Genomic DNA, 18197 nt, shown 5'->3' with positions numbered 1-18197 from the left:
GGGGGGGCGGGGGCGCCCCGGGCGGCTTGTTCCCCGGGGGGCGGGGGGGGCGCGCCCGACCCGCACCCCCCCCGCCGTCGTACCGGGTCGGCGTTCTCGTCAGCCGAGCTTGGAGACGTCCCGGACCGCGCCCTTGTCCGCGCTGGTGGCCATCGCGGCGTACGCGCGCAGGGCCGCGGAGACCTTGCGGTCGCGGTTCTTCGGGGCGTAGACGCCGCCGAGGGCCTCGCGGCGGGCGGCCAACGTGGCTTCGTCGACGAGGAGTTCGATCGCGCGGGTCGGGATGTCGATGCGGATCCGGTCGCCGTCCTCGACCAGGGCGATCGTGCCGCCGGACGCCGCCTCCGGGGAGGCGTGGCCGATGGACAGGCCCGAAGTGCCGCCGGAGAAGCGGCCGTCGGTGACCAGGGCGCACGCCTTGCCCAGGCCTCGGCCCTTCAGGTACGAGGTCGGGTAGAGCATCTCCTGCATGCCGGGGCCGCCCTTGGGGCCCTCGTAGCGGATGACGACGACGTCGCCCTCCTTGACCTGCTGCATCAGGATCTTCTCGACGGCCTCGTCCTGCGACTCGCAGACGACGGCCGGGCCCTCGAAGGTCCAGATCGACTCGTCGACGCCGGCGGTCTTCACGACGCAGCCGTCCACCGCCAGGTTGCCCCTGAGGACCGCCAGGCCGCCGTCCTTCGAGTATGCGTGGGCCACGTCGCGGATGCAGCCGCCGGCCGCGTCCGTGTCGAGGGAGTCCCAGCGCTCGGACTGCGAGAAGGCGGTGGCGGAGCGCTTGCAGCCGGGGGCCGCGTGCCACAGCTCGACGGCCTCCTCGGACGGCGAGCCGCCGCGGACGTCCCAGGTGTCCAGCCACTCCTTGATGTCGCGCGAGTGGACCGTGTGGACGTCCTCGTTCAGCAGGCCGCCGCGGTACAGCTCGCCGAGGATCGCGGGGATGCCGCCGGCGCGGTGCACGTCCTCCATGTAGTAGGTGCCGCCGGGGGCGACGTTCGGGGCGACCTTCGCAAGGCAGGGGACGCGGCGCGAGACGGCGTCCATGTCGGCGAGGCCGTAGTCCAGCTCGGCCTCCTGCGCGGCGGCGAGCAGGTGCAGGATCGTGTTGGTGGAGCCGCCCATCGCGATGTCGAGGGCCATGGCGTTCTCGAACGCGGCGCGGGTGGCGATGTTGCGGGGCAGGACGGAGGCGTCGTCCTCGTCGTAGTACCGCTTGGTCAGCTCGACGACGGTGCGGCCGGCGTTCTCGTACAGCGCCTTGCGGGCGGTGTGCGTGGCGAGGACGGAGCCGTTGCCCGGCAGGGACAGGCCGATGGCCTCGGTCAGGCAGTTCATCGAGTTGGCGGTGAACATGCCGGAACAGGAGCCGCAGGTCGGGCAGGCGTTCTCCTCGATGCGGAGCATGTCCTCGTCGGAGACCTTGTCGTTGACGGCCTCGGACATCGCGTCGACCAGGTCGAGCGTGCGGACCGTGCCGTCGACCAGGGTGGCCTTGCCGGCCTCCATCGGGCCGCCGGAGACGAAGACCGTCGGGATGTTCAGGCGCAGCGCGGCCATCAGCATGCCGGGGGTGATCTTGTCGCAGTTGGAGATGCAGATCAGGGCGTCCGCGCAGTGCGCCTCGACCATGTACTCGACGCTGTCCGCGATCAGGTCGCGGGAGGGCAGCGAGTAGAGCATGCCGCCGTGGCCCATGGCGATGCCGTCGTCGACGGCGATGGTGTTGAACTCGCGCGGGATGCCGCCCGCCTCCGTGATCGCGTCGGAGACGATCCGGCCGACCGGCGCCAGGTGGGTGTGGCCGGGCACGAACTCGGTGAACGAGTTGGCGACGGCGATGATCGGCTTGCGGCCGATGTCCGCGCCCGGTACACCGGAGGCCCGCATAAGGGCGCGGGCGCCCGCCATGTTGCGGCCGTGGGTGACAGTGCGGGACCTCAGCTCGGGCATCGTCGCTCGCTCCTCGTGATGGGTGTGCTTGCTGTCGAGCGTACGCTCCGGCTCCAAGATCTGGACATGGTGTCCGCGATGCGGACGCGCCGTCCAGCTTCCGGTCAGGCCTCGGTGAGGTAGCGCTGGAGGGTCGGGGCGACCATCGCGACGATCTCCTCCGTGTCCGCCGTGGCCAGCGGCTCGACCTGGATCACGTACCGCAGGATCGCGATCCCGATCATGTGGGAGGCCGCGAGCTCGGCGCGGAACTTCGGGTTCGGCACGTCCAGGTCACCGGCGATCCGCTCCAGGAGCCTGCGCAGCACGAAACCCCGGAGCACCTTCGCCGCGGCCTCGTGGGTGAGCGCGGAGCGGATGATCGCGAGCAGCGGGGCGCGGGTCGCGGGGTTCTCCCACACGCCGATGAAGAACCGCGCGAGCCGTTCGCCGATGGCCTCGCGCGGGCCCTGGACGATCGCCGGGACGACCGTCGTGGGCTCGAAGGACACCTCGATCGCCGCCGCGAAGACCTCGTCCTTGGTGCCGAAGTAGTGGTGCACAAGGGCCGCGTCGACGCCCGCCGCCTTCGCGATTCCGCGCATCGACGTCTTGTCGTACCCGCGCTCGGCGAACTGCGTCCGGGCCGCCTCCAGGATCCGCTCGCGCGCCCCGGGGCCGCTGTCCTCGGCGGTACGGGAGGGGCGGCCGCGACGGCGCGGGGCCTGCTCCGTCATGAGCCGGGCGTCCGGGTGGGCCGGGACGGCGCGGAGGCGAGGTGCAGCCGGGTGAAGGCGAGGGCCTCCGCGAGGTCGGCCTCGCGTTCGGCGGCGGACATCGCGCGCCGGGTGTTGACCTCGATGACGACATGGCCGTCGAAGCCGCTCACCGCGAGGCGCTCCAGGAGTTCGGCGCAGGGCTGGGTGCCGCGGCCCGGCACCAGGTGCTCGTCCTTGGCGGAGCCGCGGCCGTCGGCGAGGTGGACGTGGCCGAGCCGGTCGCCCATGCGGTCGACCATCGCCAGGGCGTCGGTGCGGGCGGTCGCGGTGTGCGAGAGGTCGACCGTGTAGTGGCGGTAGTCGTCCTTGGTGACGTCCCACTCCGGGGCGTACGCGAGCATCTCGCGATCGCGGTACCGCCACGGGTACATGTTCTCGACGGCGAACCGTACGTCCGTCTCGTCGGCCATCCGCCAGATGCCGGTGACGAAGTCGCGCGCGTACTGGCGCTGCCAGCGGAACGGCGGGTGGACGACGACCGTGGACGCGCCGAGCTTCTCGGCCGCCGCCTGCGCGCGCCGGAGCTTGACCCACGGGTCGGTGGACCAGACGCGCTGGGTGATCAGCAGACAGGGGGCGTGCACGGCCAGGATCGGGACCTGGTGGTAGTCGGAGAGCCGGCGCAGCGCCTCGATGTCCTGGCTGACCGGATCGGTCCACACCATGACCTCGACGCCGTCGTAGCCGAGGCGCGCCGCCACCTCGAAGGCCGTCGCCGTCGACTCCGGATAGACCGAGGCGGTCGACAGGGCGACCTTCGCATCCGGGACGCGCACCGCTGGTTCTGCCACGAGGGACAGGGTACGGGGCGGTCCGGCGGACCGGGATGTGGTTCCGGCCACCGGCCGACGCCCGTACGTACCCCCGCTCCCGCTTCCGCTACGCCTCCGTCGACTGCGGGCCCATGGCCGGCAGATGGTCCAGGCGGCGGAGGATGACGCCCTCGCGCAGGGCCCAGGGGCAGATCTCCAGGGCGTCGATGCCGAACAGGTCCATCGCGCCCTCCGCGACCAGCGCGCCGGCGAGGAGCTGCGGGGCGCGGCCCTCCGAGACGCCGGGCAGGGCGGCGCGCTCGGCCGCGGTCATCGCGGCGAGGCGGGGCACCCACTCCTCCAGGGCGGCACGGCCGAGGAAGCGCTGGACGTACAGGCCCTCGCCGGAGCCGGGCGCGCCGGCGATCCGGGCGAGCTGCTTGAAGGTCTTGGAGGTGGCCACCACGTGGTCGGGCTTGCCGAAGCGGGTGAACTCGCCGACCGTACGGGCGATCTGGGCGCGTACATGACGACGCAGCGTGCGGACGTCCTCGGCCTGCGCCGGGTCGCCCGGCAGCCAGCCCGCGGTCAGCCGGCCCGCGCCCAGCGGCAGCGAGACCGCCGCGTCGGGCTCCTCGTCGATCCCGTACGCGATCTCCAGCGAGCCGCCGCCGATGTCGAGCAGCAGCAGCTGGCCGGCTGACCAGCCGAACCAGCGGCGGGCGGCCAGGAAGGTGAGCCGGGCCTCCTCGTCGCCGGTGAGGACCTGGAGGTCGATCCCGGTCGCCTCCTTGACCTGGGCGAGCACCGCGTCTGCGTTGGACGCCTCGCGCACCGCGGACGTGGCGAACGGCAGCACTTCCTCGCAGCCCTTGTCCTCTGCGGCCTGCACCGCCTCGGCGACCGTGGCGATGAGCCGCTCGACTCCGGCCGGGGCGATCGCCCCGTGCCCGTCGAGCAGCTCGGCCAGCCGCAGCTCCGCCTTGTGGGAGTGGGCGGGCAGCGGGCGGGCGCCGGGGTGGGCGTCCACCACGAGCAGATGCACTGTGTTCGAACCGACGTCGAGGACTCCGAGTCTCATGGACGGAACGCTACTGCGCCGGGCGCATACGCTTGGGGTTGTGCCAAAGACGAAAAAGGCGAAGCAGGGCAAAGACAGTGCCAAGGCCGGCGGGTCCGCGAAGAACGCGGTGGACCTGCGCGTGACGAAGGCCCCCAAGGCCCCGAAGGCCCGCGGCTCGGCTGACGACGCCGGGTCCGAGCCTGACGAGAAGGGCCTGGACTTCCCCCGCGCCTGGGTCGAGTTCCCGGACCCGGCGGACGACGAGCAGGTCTTCCGCTGCGACCTGACCTGGCTGACGTCCCGCTGGACCTGCATCTTCGGCAGCGGCTGCCAGGGCATCCAGGCGGGCCGCGCCGACGACGGCTGCTGCACGCTGGGCGCGCACTTCTCCGACGAGGACGACGAGAAGCGGGTCGCCTCGTACGTGGACCGGCTGACGCCGGAGCTGTGGCAGTTCCACGACGTGGGCGCGGAGACCGGCTGGGTGCAGCTCGACGAGGACGGCGAGCGGCAGACCCGGCGCTGGGAGGGCTCCTGCATCTTCCAGAACCGGCCCGGCTTCGCCGGCGGCGCGGGCTGCTCGCTGCACATCCTGGCGCTCAAGGAGGGCCGGGAGCCGCTGGAGACCAAGCCCGACGTCTGCTGGCAGTTGCCGGTGCGGCGCACGTACGACTGGATCGAGCGGCCCGACGACACGAAGATCCTCCAGGTGTCGATCGGCGAGTACGACCGCCGGGGCTGGGGCCCGGGCGGCCACGACCTGCACTGGTGGTGCACCTCGGCGACCTCGGCGCACGGCGCGGGCGAGCCGGTGTACGTGACGTACCGCCCGGAGCTGACGGAGCTGATGGGCAAGGAGGGGTACGAGGTGCTCGCCGGCCTGTGCGAGGCGCGGCTCGCCTCGCAGCTGCCGCTGGTGGCGCCGCACCCGGCGGACCCGGCCCGCTAGACCGGGACGGCTGGACCCGGTCGGCTGGTCCGAAACGGCTGGTCGGGGACGGTCACGAGGCCGACGGGGAACCCGGGTCGCTCGGCGTGCCCGAGCCCCCGTCGGACGGCGGCGCGTCGTCGGACGGGCCGCCGTCGGACGGCGGGGTCGTCGGGCCGGGGCCGGAGTCCGTGGGCGACGGGTCGGTCGGCGTCGGATCGGTCGGCGAGGGGTCCGTGGGGCCCGGGTCGGTCGGCGTCGGATCCGTCGGGCCGGGGTCCGGGTCCGGGCCGGGAGAGGTGGGCGGCGGCGTGGACGGGCGGGGGCCCGGGTCGCTGGGGCCGGGGTCCGTCGGACCGGGATCGGCCGCCCCGTACCCGTGGATCCGCAGTACCGCCCCGGACGGCTGGACGCCCACCCGGCCGCTCCACGCGCCGGACGGCTCGCGCGAGTGGTCGATCTTGATGTACACGGTCGCCGACTCGCCCGGCCCCAGGGTGCCGGTGGGCCGGCTCACGTACAGCCAGGACGCGTCCGTCCACAGCGACCAGTCGACCGGCGAGCCGCCCGCGTTGGTGAGCGTGAGCACCGTCGTGTCGCCCGCGGAGTGCGCGGAGACGGCGATCCGGCCGGGCCCGGCCCGACCGGGCACGGCGGGCACGGGGGGCGCGCCCGGGTCGACGATCTCGACGGAGACGTCCGGCGAGCGGCTGCCGCGGGTGAACCGGGTATCGGGGCGGGTGCTGGCGTTGCCGGCGTTCTCGTAGCGGTCGTACCCGGGGTCGCCGGGGCCGCCGCCCTTCCCGTCGTCCTCGCGCGCGCTGACCGCGTCGCCGCCGCGGCCCTCCCCCGTCAGCGGCGCCCCTCGGTACGCCGCCCACAGCGCGAGCACCGGCGCGGCGACCACCGCGGCGACGACGGTCGTGGTCATGGCGCGGGCCCGCATCCGGTCGCGCCGCGCCGCGTGGTCCTTGGGGTCCAGCGGGAAGCCGCCGGGGCCGAACCGCGGGGCCCCGGCCCGGGCACGCGGCACGTGCAGCATCGCCACGTACGCGGCCGCGCGCGGCGCCTCGACCAGGGGCAGCCGGGCCGGGGTGACGTTGGCGCCCGGCCAGGGCGCGGCCGCGCCGGCCCGCTCGGCGGCCCGGCGGCAGCGCGGACAGTCGTCGACGTGCCGGACCAGCTCGGTGCGCAGGGCCGCGGAGAGCAGCACCTGGTGGTCGTCGGTGAGCCGGGCGACGGTCGGGCAGCTGCCGGCCTCGACGACGGCGAGGGCGGCCCGGGTGCGCTCGACCTCGCAGGCGGCGGAGGCCAGCAGCTCGCGGGCGGCCAGGGCGTCCAGGCCGAGGACGGCGGCGACCTGGTCGCGGCTCAGGCCGTGCCGGACGGCGAGCTCCAGGGCCTCGCGCTGCTCGGGGGTGGTGCCGGCCGCCTCCGGCCAGGCCAGCCGGGCCAGTTCCGCGCGGCGGCGCTCGGCCGTCTCCTCGGAGACGTGGGGCTCGCGGGCCGGGACGGTGGCTGGGCGGCCGGTGTGCGCGCCCTGCCGTTTGCCGCGCTGCTCGGCGAGGCTGCGCAGGCAGGCCCAGCGGGCCAGGGCGTACAGCCAGGCCCTGCGCCCGTCCTCGTCGTCGGGGCAGCGGGCGTGCCGGCGCTCGGCCACCGCGAGGACGTCGCCGAGGACGGCGGTGGCGGTGTCGTGGTCGTGGAGCACGGAGAGGCAGTACGTGAACAGGCCGTCGAGGTACGCCTCGTAACGGGCGGGCGGGCGCTGGCCGAGCGTGCGGGGGCCGTGGTCGTCACGGCGGCGCGCCCGGTGTGCGCCGGTGGTGTGGGCGGGGGGATCCAGCCTGCTGCTCGTCACCCGGCGACCGTAGGCAGTGGGCTGTGGGTGTTCGTACCTCTTGAACGCTTTTAATCCTTACGGGTGAACGTATCCCCCGAAAGGGGACACAAGTCCGTCAGGGAGCGCCCGGCCCCGCGTTGTCGGTGCCGCCCGTTACGGTGTCGCTCATGGCTGCCCGTACGAAAACCGCCAAGGACCGGCCGTCCTACCGTTGCACCGAGTGCGGCTGGACGACCGTCAAGTGGCTCGGCCGCTGCCCCGAGTGCCAGGCCTGGGGCACGATCGAGGAGTACGGCGCGCCCGCCGTCCGCACGACCGCCGCCGGCCGGGTGTCCTCGGCCGCGCTGCCGATCGGCCAGGTCGACGGCCGGCAGGCCACGGCCCGCTCGACCGGCGTCGACGAGCTCGACCGGGTGCTCGGCGGGGGCCTGGTGCCCGGCGCGGTGGTGCTGCTCGCCGGCGAGCCCGGCGTCGGCAAGTCCACGCTGCTGCTCGACGTGGCCGCGAAGGCGGCGAGCGAGGCGCACCGCACGCTGTACGTGACGGGCGAGGAGTCCGCGAGCCAGGTCCGGCTGCGCGCCGACCGCATCGACGCCCTGAGCGAGCACCTCTATCTCGCCGCCGAGACGGACCTGTCGGCGGTGCTCGGCCATCTCGACGAGGTCAAGCCCTCGCTGCTGATCCTGGACTCGGTGCAGACGGTCGCCTCCCCGGAGATCGACGGCGCGCCGGGCGGCATGGCGCAGGTCCGCGAGGTCGCCGGGGCGCTGATCCGGGCCTCCAAGGAGCGCGGCATGTCCACGCTGCTCGTCGGCCATGTGACGAAGGACGGCGCGATCGCCGGCCCGCGGCTCCTGGAGCACCTGGTCGACGTGGTGCTGCACTTCGAGGGCGACCGGCACGCCCGGCTCCGTCTGGTGCGGGGCGTGAAGAACCGGTACGGGGCGACGGACGAGGTCGGCTGCTTCGAACTGCACGACGAGGGGATCACCGGCCTCGCCGACCCGTCGGGCCTGTTCCTGACCCGGCGCGCCGAGGCGGTGCCGGGCACCTGTCTGACCGTCACCCTGGAGGGCCGCCGTCCGCTGGTGGCGGAGGTGCAGGCGCTGACGGTGGACTCGCAGATCCCGTCGCCGCGCCGGACGACCTCGGGCCTGGAGACCTCCCGGGTCTCGATGATGCTGGCGGTCCTTGAGCAGCGCGGCCGGATCACCGCGCTCGGCAAGCGGGACATCTACTCGGCGACGGTGGGCGGCGTGAAACTCTCCGAGCCGGCCGCCGACCTGGCGATCGCGCTGGCGCTGGCCTCGGCGGCCAGCGACACCCCGCTGCCGAAGAACCTGGTCGCGATCGGCGAGGTCGGTCTGGCCGGCGAGGTCCGCCGGGTCACCGGCGTGCAGCGCCGGCTGGCCGAGGCGCACCGGCTGGGCTTCACCCATGCGCTGGTGCCGGGCGACCCGGGGAAGGTGCCGGCGGGCATGAAGGTGATCGAGGTCGCGGACATGGGCGACGCGCTGCGGGTGCTGCCGCGCAGCCGCCGCCCCCCGAAGGCCGAGGCACCTGCCGGCTAGCCGGAACGGGGCCGCGCGGGGGCCCGGTCGCGGGGCCGCCCGGGGGCTCTTTCCCGGGTCGGCCGGGGCCCTTTCCCGGGGCGGGCGGGCGTTCGAGCGGGCGTCCGTACGGGAGGGCGGGGGCATGACCGGCGTACGGCCGGGGCATGACCGCCGTACGCCCGGGGCAGGGGTTCGCGGGGGCGAATCCGCGCACCGCGAACCGGTGCGGGGCGGGGTCGCTAGACTTTGCCCTGGTCTCGCCCATCCGTACGAGCCGGAGGAGTGCAGTGGCAGCCAAGGACAACGAAGCACTGATGCGTGCCTCGCTCAGCGCCGTCGCCCCCGGCACCGCCCTGCGTGACGGCCTGGAGCGCATTCTGCGCGGCAACACAGGCGGTCTCATCGTGCTCGGCATGGACAAGACCGTCGAGTCGATGTGCACCGGCGGCTTCGTCATCGACGTCGAGTTCACCGCCACCCGGCTGCGCGAGCTGTGCAAGCTGGACGGCGCGATCGTCCTCGACAAGGACCTCAGCAAGATCCTTCGGGCGGGCGTCCAGCTCGTCCCCGACGCGTCGATCCCGACCGAGGAGACCGGCACCCGGCACCGCACCGCCGACCGGGTCTCCAAGCAGTGCGGCTTCCCGGTCGTCTCCGTCTCCCAGTCCATGCGCCTGATCGCGCTGTACGTGGACGGCGAGCGCCGGGTCCTGGAGGAGTCGGCGGCGATCCTGTCCCGCGCCAACCAGGCCCTGGCGACCCTGGAGCGGTACAAGCTCCGGCTCGACGAGGTGGCCGGCACGCTCTCCGCCCTGGAGATCGAGGACCTGGTGACCGTCCGGGACGTCACCGCGGTCGCGCAGCGCCTGGAGATGGTCCGCCGGATCGCCACCGAGATCGCCGAGTACGTGGTCGAGCTCGGCACCGACGGCCGGCTGCTCTCGCTCCAGCTGGACGAGCTGATCGCCGGCGTGGAGCCGGAGCGCGAGCTGGTCGTCCGCGACTACGTGCCCGAGCCCACGGCCAAGCGGTCCCGCACGGTCGCCGAGGCGCTGACCGAACTCGACGCGCTGACCCACGCCGAGCTGCTCGAACTCTCCAACGTGGCGCGGGCGCTGGGCTACACCGGCTCCCCCGAGACGCTCGACTCGGCCGTCTCGCCGCGCGGTTACCGGCTCCTGGCGAAGGTGCCGCGGCTGCCCGGCGCGATCATCGAGCGTCTGGTGGAGCACTTCGGCGGGCTGCAGAAGCTGCTCGCCGCCAGCGTGGACGACCTGCAGACCGTGGACGGCGTCGGCGAGGCCCGGGCGCGCAGCGTCCGCGAGGGGCTGTCCCGGCTCGCCGAGTCGTCGATCCTGGAGCGGTACGTCTGACCGCCGCGGGCCGGCCCGGAAGGTCCGGCTCCGTTTCAGTCCTTCTCAGTCCTTCGCCAGTGTGAAGGACGCCGGAAGCACCTGCGCCCCCGGGAAGACCGCCTCGACCAGGTAGGTGCCCGGGCCCGCCGCGTCGCCCTGCGGGGTCGGGCACTGCGGGTCGCTCGGCCGGCGGTCCCACTCCACCGCGTACGTCACCGACGAGCCCGCCGGCACGCCCAGCAGCACGCTCCCGGCCGGACGCGGACAGTCCTTCGAGGTCCACACCTCGTCGTCCTGCGCGTCGCTGATCGTCAGCACCGCGCTGCGCGGCCCGAAGTCGGCCTTGCACGTGGCGGACGAGGTGTTACGGGCGATCAGCTCGAAACGGGGCTTCTCGCCCTGCTCGTACGAGACTTTGGTGCTGCGCAGCGACAACTTCAGCGCCCCGGCAGCGCAGTTGGGCAGCGGTGAATCGGCGGGAAGCCGCTGGGGCGCGCCCGCGCCGCCGGCGCCTCCCGTACCTCCCGTGCCCGAACCACCGGCCGGGTCGCCGTTCTTGCCGTCGCCGTCCCCGCCACCCGCGTCCGCGCCGGTCCCGGTGTCACCGCCCGCGTCGCCCGACTCGTCGCGCCCGCCCGGCTGTTCGGAGATCGCCGGCCCGGAGGAGGACGGTCCCGGAGTGATCGAGGGCACGGGACTCGCCCCGTTGGCACCGTCGTCCGTCTTCTTGCCGACGTCGCCGCCGGTGCCGACGGCCCAGAAGGCCAGGGCCGTCAGCAGCGCGATCAGACACAGGGCGACCGCCCTCCGTCGCCAGTAGATGGAGGAGGGCAGCGGACCGACCGGGTTGCGCAGAGATCCCACGCCACGAACCTTACGAGAGTTCGGGGCCAACTCCCGCCCCCCATGCCGCCCCAGAGGCAGTTTTTGCCGATGATCACATCCCGGGCGGCGACTTGAGCGGGATGTCCCGGGCGCAGGGCCGCGGTCCTCGCCGGCAGGGCGCGGACCGCCCGCGGCCCGGCCGCGCAGGGGTGCGCGGGGCGCGGACCCCGGCAGCACGCCCCCGTGCGCCCCGGGGGCGTGCGGGCCCGGTCCCGCCGGACGTGCCAGGATCGGAATGCCATGACTTCCACCGACGCCTCCGCCCCCGCGCCCCCGTCCGCGGCGGACACCACCGCCGCGGACCCGGCCGGGACCGCCCCCGCCGCCCTGCACCTGCCCGTCCTCGCCTGGTTCGACCGGCACGCCCGGGACCTGCCCTGGCGACGGCCCGAGGCAGGCCCGTGGGGCGTCATGGTCAGCGAGTTCATGCTCCAGCAGACCCCGGTCGTCCGGGTCCTGCCGGTGTACGAGCAGTGGCTGGCCCGCTGGCCGCGCCCCGCGGACCTGGCCGCCGAGGCCCCCGGCGAGGCCGTGCGGGCCTGGGGCCGGCTCGGCTACCCGCGCCGCGCGCTGCGGCTGCACGGGGCGGCCGTCGCGATAACGGAGCGGCACGGCGGCGACGTCCCCAGCGACCACGCGCAGCTGCTCGCGCTGCCGGGGATCGGCGAGTACACCGCGGCGGCGGTGGCCTCGTTCGCGTACGGGCAGCGGTATCCGGTCCTGGACACCAACGTCCGCCGGGTCTTCGCCCGGGCCGCGACCGGCGTCCAGTACCCGCCGAACGCCACCACCGCCGCCGAGCGCCGCCTCGCGCGGGCGCTGCTCCCGGACGACGAGGGGACCGCGGCGCGCTGGGCGGCGGCCTCGATGGAGCTGGGCGCGCTGGTGTGCACGGCGAAGAACGAGGACTGCGGGCGCTGCCCGATCGCCGGCTCCTGCGCCTGGCGGCTGGCCGGCAAGCCGGCCCACGACGGGCCGCCGCGCCGCGCGCAGACGTACGCGGGCACCGACCGACAGGTGCGGGGCAAGCTGCTGGCCGTGCTGCGGGAGGCGGTCGCGCCCGTACCGCAGGAGCGGCTGGACGCGGTGTGGGACGAGCCGGTGCAGCGCGCCCGGGCCCTGGACGGGCTGGTCGCGGACGGTCTGGTGGAGCCGCTGCCGGACGGGCTGTACCGGCTGCCACTGACCTGACGGGCGCCGAAACTTTCAGCCCTACCCCCGAATCGCTGTTACAAAACCGATGGGCAGCCGTGCGTCCTCCGACGGCTCGCTCGGACAACCCCGTGACAACCGCTCCGTAGCGTCCTCGGCGTACGGAAAACGGGTGGTCACGGGGATGATCCGGGGAATGGAGGCGGTTCAGATGGCGCACGGCGAGGTGCTCGACTTCGAGGATTACGTCCGCACACGGCAGGACGCCCTGCTGCGCAGTGCCCGTCGGCTCGTCCCCGACCCGGTGGACGCGCAGGACCTGCTGCAGACCGCGCTGGTGCGCACGTACGGTCGCTGGGACGGGATCGCGGACAAGTCGCTCGCGGACGCGTACCTTCGCCGGGTGATGATCAACACGCGCACCGAGTGGTGGCGCGCCCGGAAGCTGGAGGAGGTGCCCACCGAGGTGCTGCCCGACGACGCGTCGTTCGACGACGGGACCGACCAGCACGCGGACCGGGCCCTGCTCATGGACATCCTCAAGGTCCTCGCGCCCAAGCAGCGCAGCGTCGTGGTGCTGCGGCACTGGGAACAGATGAGCACCGAGGAGACGGCCGCGGCGCTCGGCATGTCGACCGGTACGGTGAAGAGCACGCTCCACCGCGCGCTCGCGCGGCTGCGCCAGGAGCTGGAGAGCCGGTCCGCCGAGAGCGAGGCCCGGATCCCGGCCCCGCGCGCGCCGGAGCGTTCCGTCCGACGCTACGAACGGGGGCAGGAGCGGTGCGCGGCCTAGGGCCCAAGCTCTCAGTGAACGACGCGGGCAGGCCGGCGACGCCGGCCGTGCTCGCGTCCGTCGGTGTACTCACGGCCGTCGGGGTCTTCCTGACCGGCTGTTCGACCGGCGGTACCGGCTCCCGCGACGAGGGCGCCGCGCGCGCCGACTCGAGCACCCCGAGCAGTTCCGTCGCCTCCCCCGCGCCGTCCGCCGGCGCCGGGTACAGCACGGAACGGCCGGACCCGATCGCGCTGCTCAAGGCCGACCCGAAGATCGGCGCGCGGGTGAAGGAGAGCCTGAAGCCCTGCGCCGCCGACGCGTACCCGGTGGACACCTCGTACGGGAACCTGACCGGGAGCACCGCGCCCGACGTCGTGGTGAACGTGATGACCTGCGGCGACGCGGTGGGCATCGGCACGTACGTGTACCGCATGGGCAACGCGGCCAAGGGCTACGAGAACGTCTTCATGGCCGAGGACGCGGCGGTCTACGCGACGATCGACCGGGGCGACCTGATCGTCACCAAGCAGATCTACGCCAAGGGCGACCCGGTCGCGTACCCCTCGGGCGAGGACGTGCTCACGTACCGCTGGGCGGGCAACAAGTTCAGCCAGCACGACTGGGTGCACAACGAGTACAGCAAGGCGGTCGGCGACGGGGGCATCGACGGCCCGGCGACGGCCGCCCCCAGCAACTGACCCGTGCCGGCGCAGTCCGGCGCGAACCACCGAGGACCGAGGGAACGCGCGATGGCCGAGACCCATGTGCTGTTCGTCGAGGACGACGACGTCATCCGCGAGGCCACCCAGCTCGCCCTGGAGCGGGACGGCTTCCGGGTGACCGCCATGCCCGACGGGCTGGCGGGCCTGGAGGCCTTCCGGGCGCAGCAGCCGGACATCGCGCTGCTCGACGTGATGCTGCCGGGGATGGACGGGGTCAGCCTGTGCCGGCGGATCCGCGACGAGTCGACCGTCCCGGTGATCATGCTGTCGGCGCGCGCCGACTCGATCGACGTGGTGCTCGGCCTGGAGGCCGGCGCCGACGACTACGTCACCAAGCCCTTCGACGGCGCGGTGCTGATGGCCCGGATCCGCGCGGTGCTGCGTCGCTTCGGCCACGCGGGCGGCGCGGGGGCCGGCGGCTCGGCCGAAGGGGCGGACGAGGACCCCGCGGGCGGGCTGCTGGTCTTCGGCGACCTGGAGGTGGACACGGACGGCATGGAGGTCCGGCGGGCCGGCGCCGCCGTGTCCCTGACCCCGACCGAGATGCGGCTGCTGCTCGAGTTCTCGTCCGCGCCGGGCACGGTACTCTCCCGCGACAAGCTGCTGGAGCGGGTCTGGGACTACGGCTGGGGCGGCGACACCCGCGTCGTGGACGTCCATGTGCAGCGGCTGCGCACGAAGATCGGCCAGGACCGGATCGAGACGGTCCGCGGCTTCGGCTACAAGCTCAAGGCATGAGGCGGAACATATGAGGCGGAACGCATGAGCCGGTTCGCCCTGCGCACCGGGGTCCGCTGGAAGATCTCGATCGCGATCGCGGCGGTCGGCGCGCTGGTCGCCGCCGCCCTGTCGATCGTGGTGCACAACGAGGCGCGGGTGTCGATGCTCGACAACACCCGCGAGGTCATGATGGACCGGCTGCTGCTCGCCCAGCTCCAGTACGAGTCGACGCCGAAGACGCGCGGGCCGCGGCTGCGGTTCGGCGCGAAGATCAACGATCCGATGCTGCCCCGCCAGCTCGACCGGCTGATGCGGAACGAGCGGCGCGGCACCTTCGTGCAGGAGCACGCCTCGGGCGGCACGCCGGACGTGTGGGCGGCGGTGCCGCTGGCCAACGGGGACGTGCTGTCGCTGCACATGCCGTTCGCCGACCGCAGCGCCACGATCATGAAGAACCTGGACCGGACCCTGATCATCGGCTCGGTGTCGGTGGTCTTCGGCGGCTGCGCGCTCGGTGTGCTGATCGGCGGCCAGCTCTCCCGGCGGCTGCGGAAGGCGGCGGCCGCGGCGGGCAAGGTGGCCCAGGGCAACACCGAGGTACGGGTCCGGGACGCCGTCGGCGGCGTCGTACGGGACGAGACCGACGAGCTGGCGCGGGCGATCGACGCGCTCACCGACGCCCTGAACGAGCGGATCGAGGCCGAGCGCCGGGTCACCGCGGACATCGCGCACGAGCTGCGCACCCCGGTGACCGGGCTGCTCACGGCCGCGGAGCTGCTGCCGCCGGGCCGGCCGTCGGAGCTGGTGCGGGACCGGGCGCAGGCGATGCGGACGCTGGTCGAGGACGTGCTGGAGGTCGCCCGGCTCGACGGGGCGTCGGAGCGGGCGGAGCTCCAGGAGATCGCGCTGGGCGAGTTCGTGGAGCGGCGGGTGCGGGTGCTCGACCCGGACGCGGTGGTGAACGTGGTGCACGAGTCGTATGTGAGCACCGACCCGCGCCGGCTGGAGCGGATCCTCGGCAATCTGCTGGCCAACGCGGCCAAGCACGGCGGCGGGCCGGTCGAGGTCACCGTCGAGGGCCGTGTCGTACGGGTCCGGGACAACGGCCCCGGTTTCCCCGAGGAGCTGCTGCGCGAGGGTCCGAGCCGCTTCCGCACCGGTTCGAGCGACCGGGCCGGCAAGGGCCACGGCCTGGGCCTGACGATCGCGACGGGCCAGGCGCGGGTGCTGGGGGCCCGGCTGACGTTCCGCAACGCGGCGCCGGACGGCGGGGCGATCGCGGTGCTGTGGCTGCCGGACCATGCGCCGACGAACACGGGGAGCTTCCCGATACTGCGGGACGTGTAGGGCCTGTCCCGCGGATACGGGAAGGGGCCGGGGTGCGCGCTGCGCCCCGGCCCCTTCCCGTATCCCATATGCCGTATGCCGTACGGGTCAGGCGGCGGACTTCTCCGCGACCGCGGCCGGTTCCGGCTCCGGCTTCTGCTTCTGCTCCGGCTCCGGCTCCGGCTCCGGCTTCTGCGGGCCGGTGCCTCGCAGCGCGACCTCCTTGACGAAGAACGCCGCGAGGAAGGCGATCACCGCGACCGCCGAGCCGACCAGGAACGCGCCGTGCGTGCCCGAGGCCACCGCGTGCTGGTACGCCTCGCGCACCGCCTCCGGCAGCTTGGCCAGGCTCGCCGCGTCCAGCTGGGCGGACTGCGCGGTGGCCGCGCCGCCGCCGCGGGCGGCCATCTCGTCCTGCACCCGGGAGGTGAAGAGGGCGCCCATGATCGCCACGCCGAAGGACGAGCCGAGGGTGCGGAACAGGGTGGTGGCGGAGGAGGCCACGCCCATGTCCTTCATCTCGACGCTGTTCTGCGCCACGAGCATCGTGATCTGCATCAGGAAGCCCATGCCGGCGCCGAGCACCGCCATGTAGAGGCCGGAGGTGAGCCGGGAGGTGCCGGTGTCCATCTGCGCGAGCAGGAACAGACCGAGGACCATCAGGCCGCCGCCCGCGATGGGGAAGACCTTGTACTTGCCGCTGTTGGTGGTGATCCGGCCGGAGACCAGCGAGACGACCATCATGGCGAGCATCATCGGCAGGAGCAGCAGGCCCGAGTTGGTGGCGGACGCGCCCTGCACCGACTGCTGGAACAGCGGCAGGAAGAGCACCGCGCCGAACATCACGAAGCCGGTCAGGAAGCCGATCACCGACATGAGGGTGAAGTTGCGGCTGCGGAAGATGTGCAGGGGCATGATCGGGTCGGCCGCGCGGGTCTCCACCCACAGGAAGGCCGCGAGCGAGAGCACGCCGACCGCGCTCAGGCCGAGGATGGCGGCGGAGTCCCAGTCGTACTCGGTGCCGCCCCAGGTGGTGACGAGCACGATCGAGGTGATGCCGACGGTCAGCAGCGCCGCGCCGAGGAAGTCGATCCGGCTCTGCGCCGGGCGCTCCTTCTTCGGCAGGTGCAGCACGGCGGTGATCATCACGAGGGCGACGACGCCGAGCGGCAGGTTGATGTAGAAGGACCAGCGCCAGCCCCAGTGGTCGGTGATGGTGCCGCCGACCAGCGGGCCGCCGATCATGGCGAGGGCCATGACGCCGGCCATCATGCCCTGGTACTTGCCGCGCTCGCGGGGCGGGATCAGGTCGCCGATGAGGGCCATGACGCCGACGATCAGACCGCCGGCGCCCAGGCCCTGTACGGCGCGGAAGCCGATGAGCTGGCCCATGTCCTGGGCCATGCCGCTGAGCGCCGAGCCGATCAGGAAGATCACGATCGAGGCGAGGAAGACGCCCTTGCGGCCGTACATGTCGCCGAGCTTGCCCCAGATGGGGGTGGAGGCGGCGGTGACCAGGGTGTAGGCCGTGACGACCCAGGACAGGTGCGCGAGACCGCCCAGTTCGCCGACGATCGTCGGCATCGCCGTGCCGATGATCATGTTGTCCAGCATCGCGAGCAACATCGCGATCATCAGGGCGAGCAGGACCACGCGGACGCTGCGCGCCGGCTTGTCTTCCTGTGCCTGTTCTGCGGGCGTCGCCCCGGAGGGTGCCTGTTTCACGGTCTCGGTCGTCATCGTCCCCTGCTCCCCACATGCACTTACTTGCCGCCCGGCTAGTTACTACACTGGGGACGGTAGACGCGGCACTTGCCGGTCGTCAAGTAAGTAACGGTCCGAGCCGGGAGCACACCGTGGCCAGAGGCAACACACGCCAGCGCATCCAGGACGTCGCCCTCGAGCTCTTCGCCGAGCAGGGCTACGAGAAGACCTCGCTGCGCGAGATCGCGGAGCGGCTCGACGTCACGAAAGCGGCGCTCTACTACCACTTCAAGACCAAGGAGGACATCCTCGTCGGGCTCTTCCACGACCTCACCCGGCCCATGGACGAGCTGATCGTCTGGGCCCGGGAGCAGCCGCGCACGCTGGAGACCAAGCAGGAGATCCTGCGCCGCTACCAGGCCGCCCTGGCCGACGCGGCCCCGCTGTTCCGCTTCATGCAGGAGAACCAGGCGACGGTGCGCGAGCTGAGCGTCGGCCTGACCTTCAAGGAGCGGATGCTGGAGCTGTCCGGGCTCATCACGGAGCCGGACTTCCCGGTCAAGGACAAGGTCCGCTGCATCAGCGCGATGTTCACCATGCACGCGGGGATGTTCTTCATGCAGAACGTCGAGGGCGACCCCGAGGAGAAGCACGAAGCCGTCCTCGAGGTCGCCCTCGATCTGATCGCCCAGGCCCACGGGGCCTGAC

General features: G+C 73.3%; 16 protein-coding genes. 9 read left to right on the top strand and 7 right to left on the bottom strand.

Translation table 11 applies throughout. The features are described from left to right. Positions 1–99 precede the first annotated feature (99 nt). From ilvD to ACGFMM_RS11640, 4 genes are all read right to left on the bottom strand, one after another. Positions 100–1953, bottom strand: coding sequence for a dihydroxy-acid dehydratase (gene ilvD, locus ACGFMM_RS11655; protein WP_393645481.1), 1854 nt, complete (start codon positions 1951–1953; stop codon positions 100–102). A 104-nt stretch (positions 1954–2057) separates the two neighbouring features. Next, a complete protein-coding gene (locus ACGFMM_RS11650) occupies positions 2058–2669 on the bottom strand; it encodes a TetR family transcriptional regulator (protein WP_393645480.1) in 612 nt (203 codons plus the stop codon). Continuing rightward, the gene (locus ACGFMM_RS11645) at positions 2666–3502 is read right to left on the bottom strand and encodes a sugar phosphate isomerase/epimerase family protein (RefSeq protein ID WP_393645479.1); all 837 of its coding nucleotides are present in this window, start codon (positions 3500–3502) and stop codon (positions 2666–2668) included. Before ACGFMM_RS11645 ends, ACGFMM_RS11650 begins: the two co-directional genes overlap by 4 nt. Positions 3503–3590: 88 nt before the next feature. Beyond that, the gene (locus ACGFMM_RS11640; RefSeq protein ID WP_393645477.1) at positions 3591–4544 is read right to left on the bottom strand and encodes a Ppx/GppA family phosphatase; all 954 of its coding nucleotides are present in this window, start codon (positions 4542–4544) and stop codon (positions 3591–3593) included. A 40-nt stretch (positions 4545–4584) separates the two neighbouring features. Here ACGFMM_RS11640 and ACGFMM_RS11635 point away from each other — a divergent pair, with 40 nt between their 5' ends. Then, positions 4585–5475, top strand: a complete 891-nt coding sequence (locus tag ACGFMM_RS11635) for a hypothetical protein (RefSeq protein ID WP_393645475.1) — start codon at positions 4585–4587, stop codon at positions 5473–5475. A gap of 52 nt (positions 5476–5527) precedes the next feature. Here the strand turns inward: ACGFMM_RS11635 and ACGFMM_RS11630 are convergent, their stop codons facing one another. Next, positions 5528–7315: a hypothetical protein gene (locus ACGFMM_RS11630; RefSeq protein WP_393645473.1), complete on the bottom strand. Its 1788-nt coding sequence runs from the start codon at positions 7313–7315 to the stop codon at positions 5528–5530. A gap of 149 nt (positions 7316–7464) precedes the next feature. Between ACGFMM_RS11630 and radA the strand changes: the two genes are divergently transcribed. Both radA and disA read left to right on the top strand, forming a co-directional pair. Continuing rightward, complete coding sequence (gene radA / locus ACGFMM_RS11625) at positions 7465–8868, top strand: DNA repair protein RadA (protein ID WP_393645472.1); 1404 nt, start codon at positions 7465–7467, stop codon at positions 8866–8868. A 296-nt stretch (positions 8869–9164) separates the two neighbouring features. Beyond that, positions 9165–10223 carry a DNA integrity scanning diadenylate cyclase DisA gene (gene disA / locus ACGFMM_RS11620; RefSeq protein ID WP_393645534.1) on the top strand — a complete coding sequence of 353 codons (1059 nt, stop codon included), beginning with the start codon at positions 9165–9167 and terminating at the stop codon, positions 10221–10223. Positions 10224–10268: 45 nt separating this feature from the next. On the opposite strand, the gene ACGFMM_RS11615 is transcribed toward disA, so the two are convergent. Beyond that, positions 10269–11069: a hypothetical protein gene (locus tag ACGFMM_RS11615; protein WP_393645470.1), complete on the bottom strand. Its 801-nt coding sequence runs from the start codon at positions 11067–11069 to the stop codon at positions 10269–10271. A 261-nt stretch (positions 11070–11330) separates the two neighbouring features. On the opposite strand from ACGFMM_RS11615, the gene ACGFMM_RS11610 reads away from it, so the two are divergent. The 5 genes from ACGFMM_RS11610 to cseC all read left to right on the top strand — a co-directional run bounded on the left by ACGFMM_RS11610 (position 11331) and on the right by cseC (position 15806). Then, on the top strand, positions 11331–12281 hold the full coding sequence (locus ACGFMM_RS11610) for an A/G-specific adenine glycosylase (RefSeq protein WP_393645469.1): 951 nt from the start codon (positions 11331–11333) through the stop codon (positions 12279–12281). Positions 12282–12453: 172 nt separating this feature from the next. Further along, positions 12454–13035 carry a SigE family RNA polymerase sigma factor gene (locus tag ACGFMM_RS11605; protein WP_393645532.1) on the top strand — a complete coding sequence of 194 codons (582 nt, stop codon included), beginning with the start codon at positions 12454–12456 and terminating at the stop codon, positions 13033–13035. Positions 13036–13049: 14 nt separating this feature from the next. Next, positions 13050–13715, top strand: coding sequence for a hypothetical protein (locus ACGFMM_RS11600; RefSeq protein ID WP_393645468.1), 666 nt, complete (start codon positions 13050–13052; stop codon positions 13713–13715). A 51-nt stretch (positions 13716–13766) separates the two neighbouring features. After that, positions 13767–14477: a two-component system response regulator CseB gene (cseB, locus tag ACGFMM_RS11595; protein ID WP_393645467.1), complete on the top strand. Its 711-nt coding sequence runs from the start codon at positions 13767–13769 to the stop codon at positions 14475–14477. Between the two features lie 24 nt (positions 14478–14501). Beyond that, positions 14502–15806, top strand: coding sequence for a two-component system sensor histidine kinase CseC (gene cseC / locus ACGFMM_RS11590; RefSeq protein ID WP_393645466.1), 1305 nt, complete (start codon positions 14502–14504; stop codon positions 15804–15806). An 87-nt stretch (positions 15807–15893) separates the two neighbouring features. Here cseC and ACGFMM_RS11585 read toward each other — a convergent pair whose 3' ends face one another. Beyond that, entirely contained in the window at positions 15894–17525 is a 1632-nt protein-coding gene (locus ACGFMM_RS11585; protein WP_393645465.1) for an MDR family MFS transporter, read from the bottom strand. A gap of 116 nt (positions 17526–17641) precedes the next feature. Between ACGFMM_RS11585 and ACGFMM_RS11580 the strand changes: the two genes are divergently transcribed. After that, positions 17642–18196, top strand: a complete 555-nt coding sequence (locus tag ACGFMM_RS11580; protein ID WP_393645463.1) for a TetR/AcrR family transcriptional regulator — start codon at positions 17642–17644, stop codon at positions 18194–18196. Position 18197: the final 1 nt, after the last annotated feature.

The sequence above is a fragment of the Streptomyces sp. NPDC048604 genome, from assembly GCF_043199435.1.
Taxonomy (GTDB): domain Bacteria; phylum Actinomycetota; class Actinomycetes; order Streptomycetales; family Streptomycetaceae; genus Streptomyces.
This window is presented reverse-complemented; position numbering and strand designations above follow the sequence as displayed.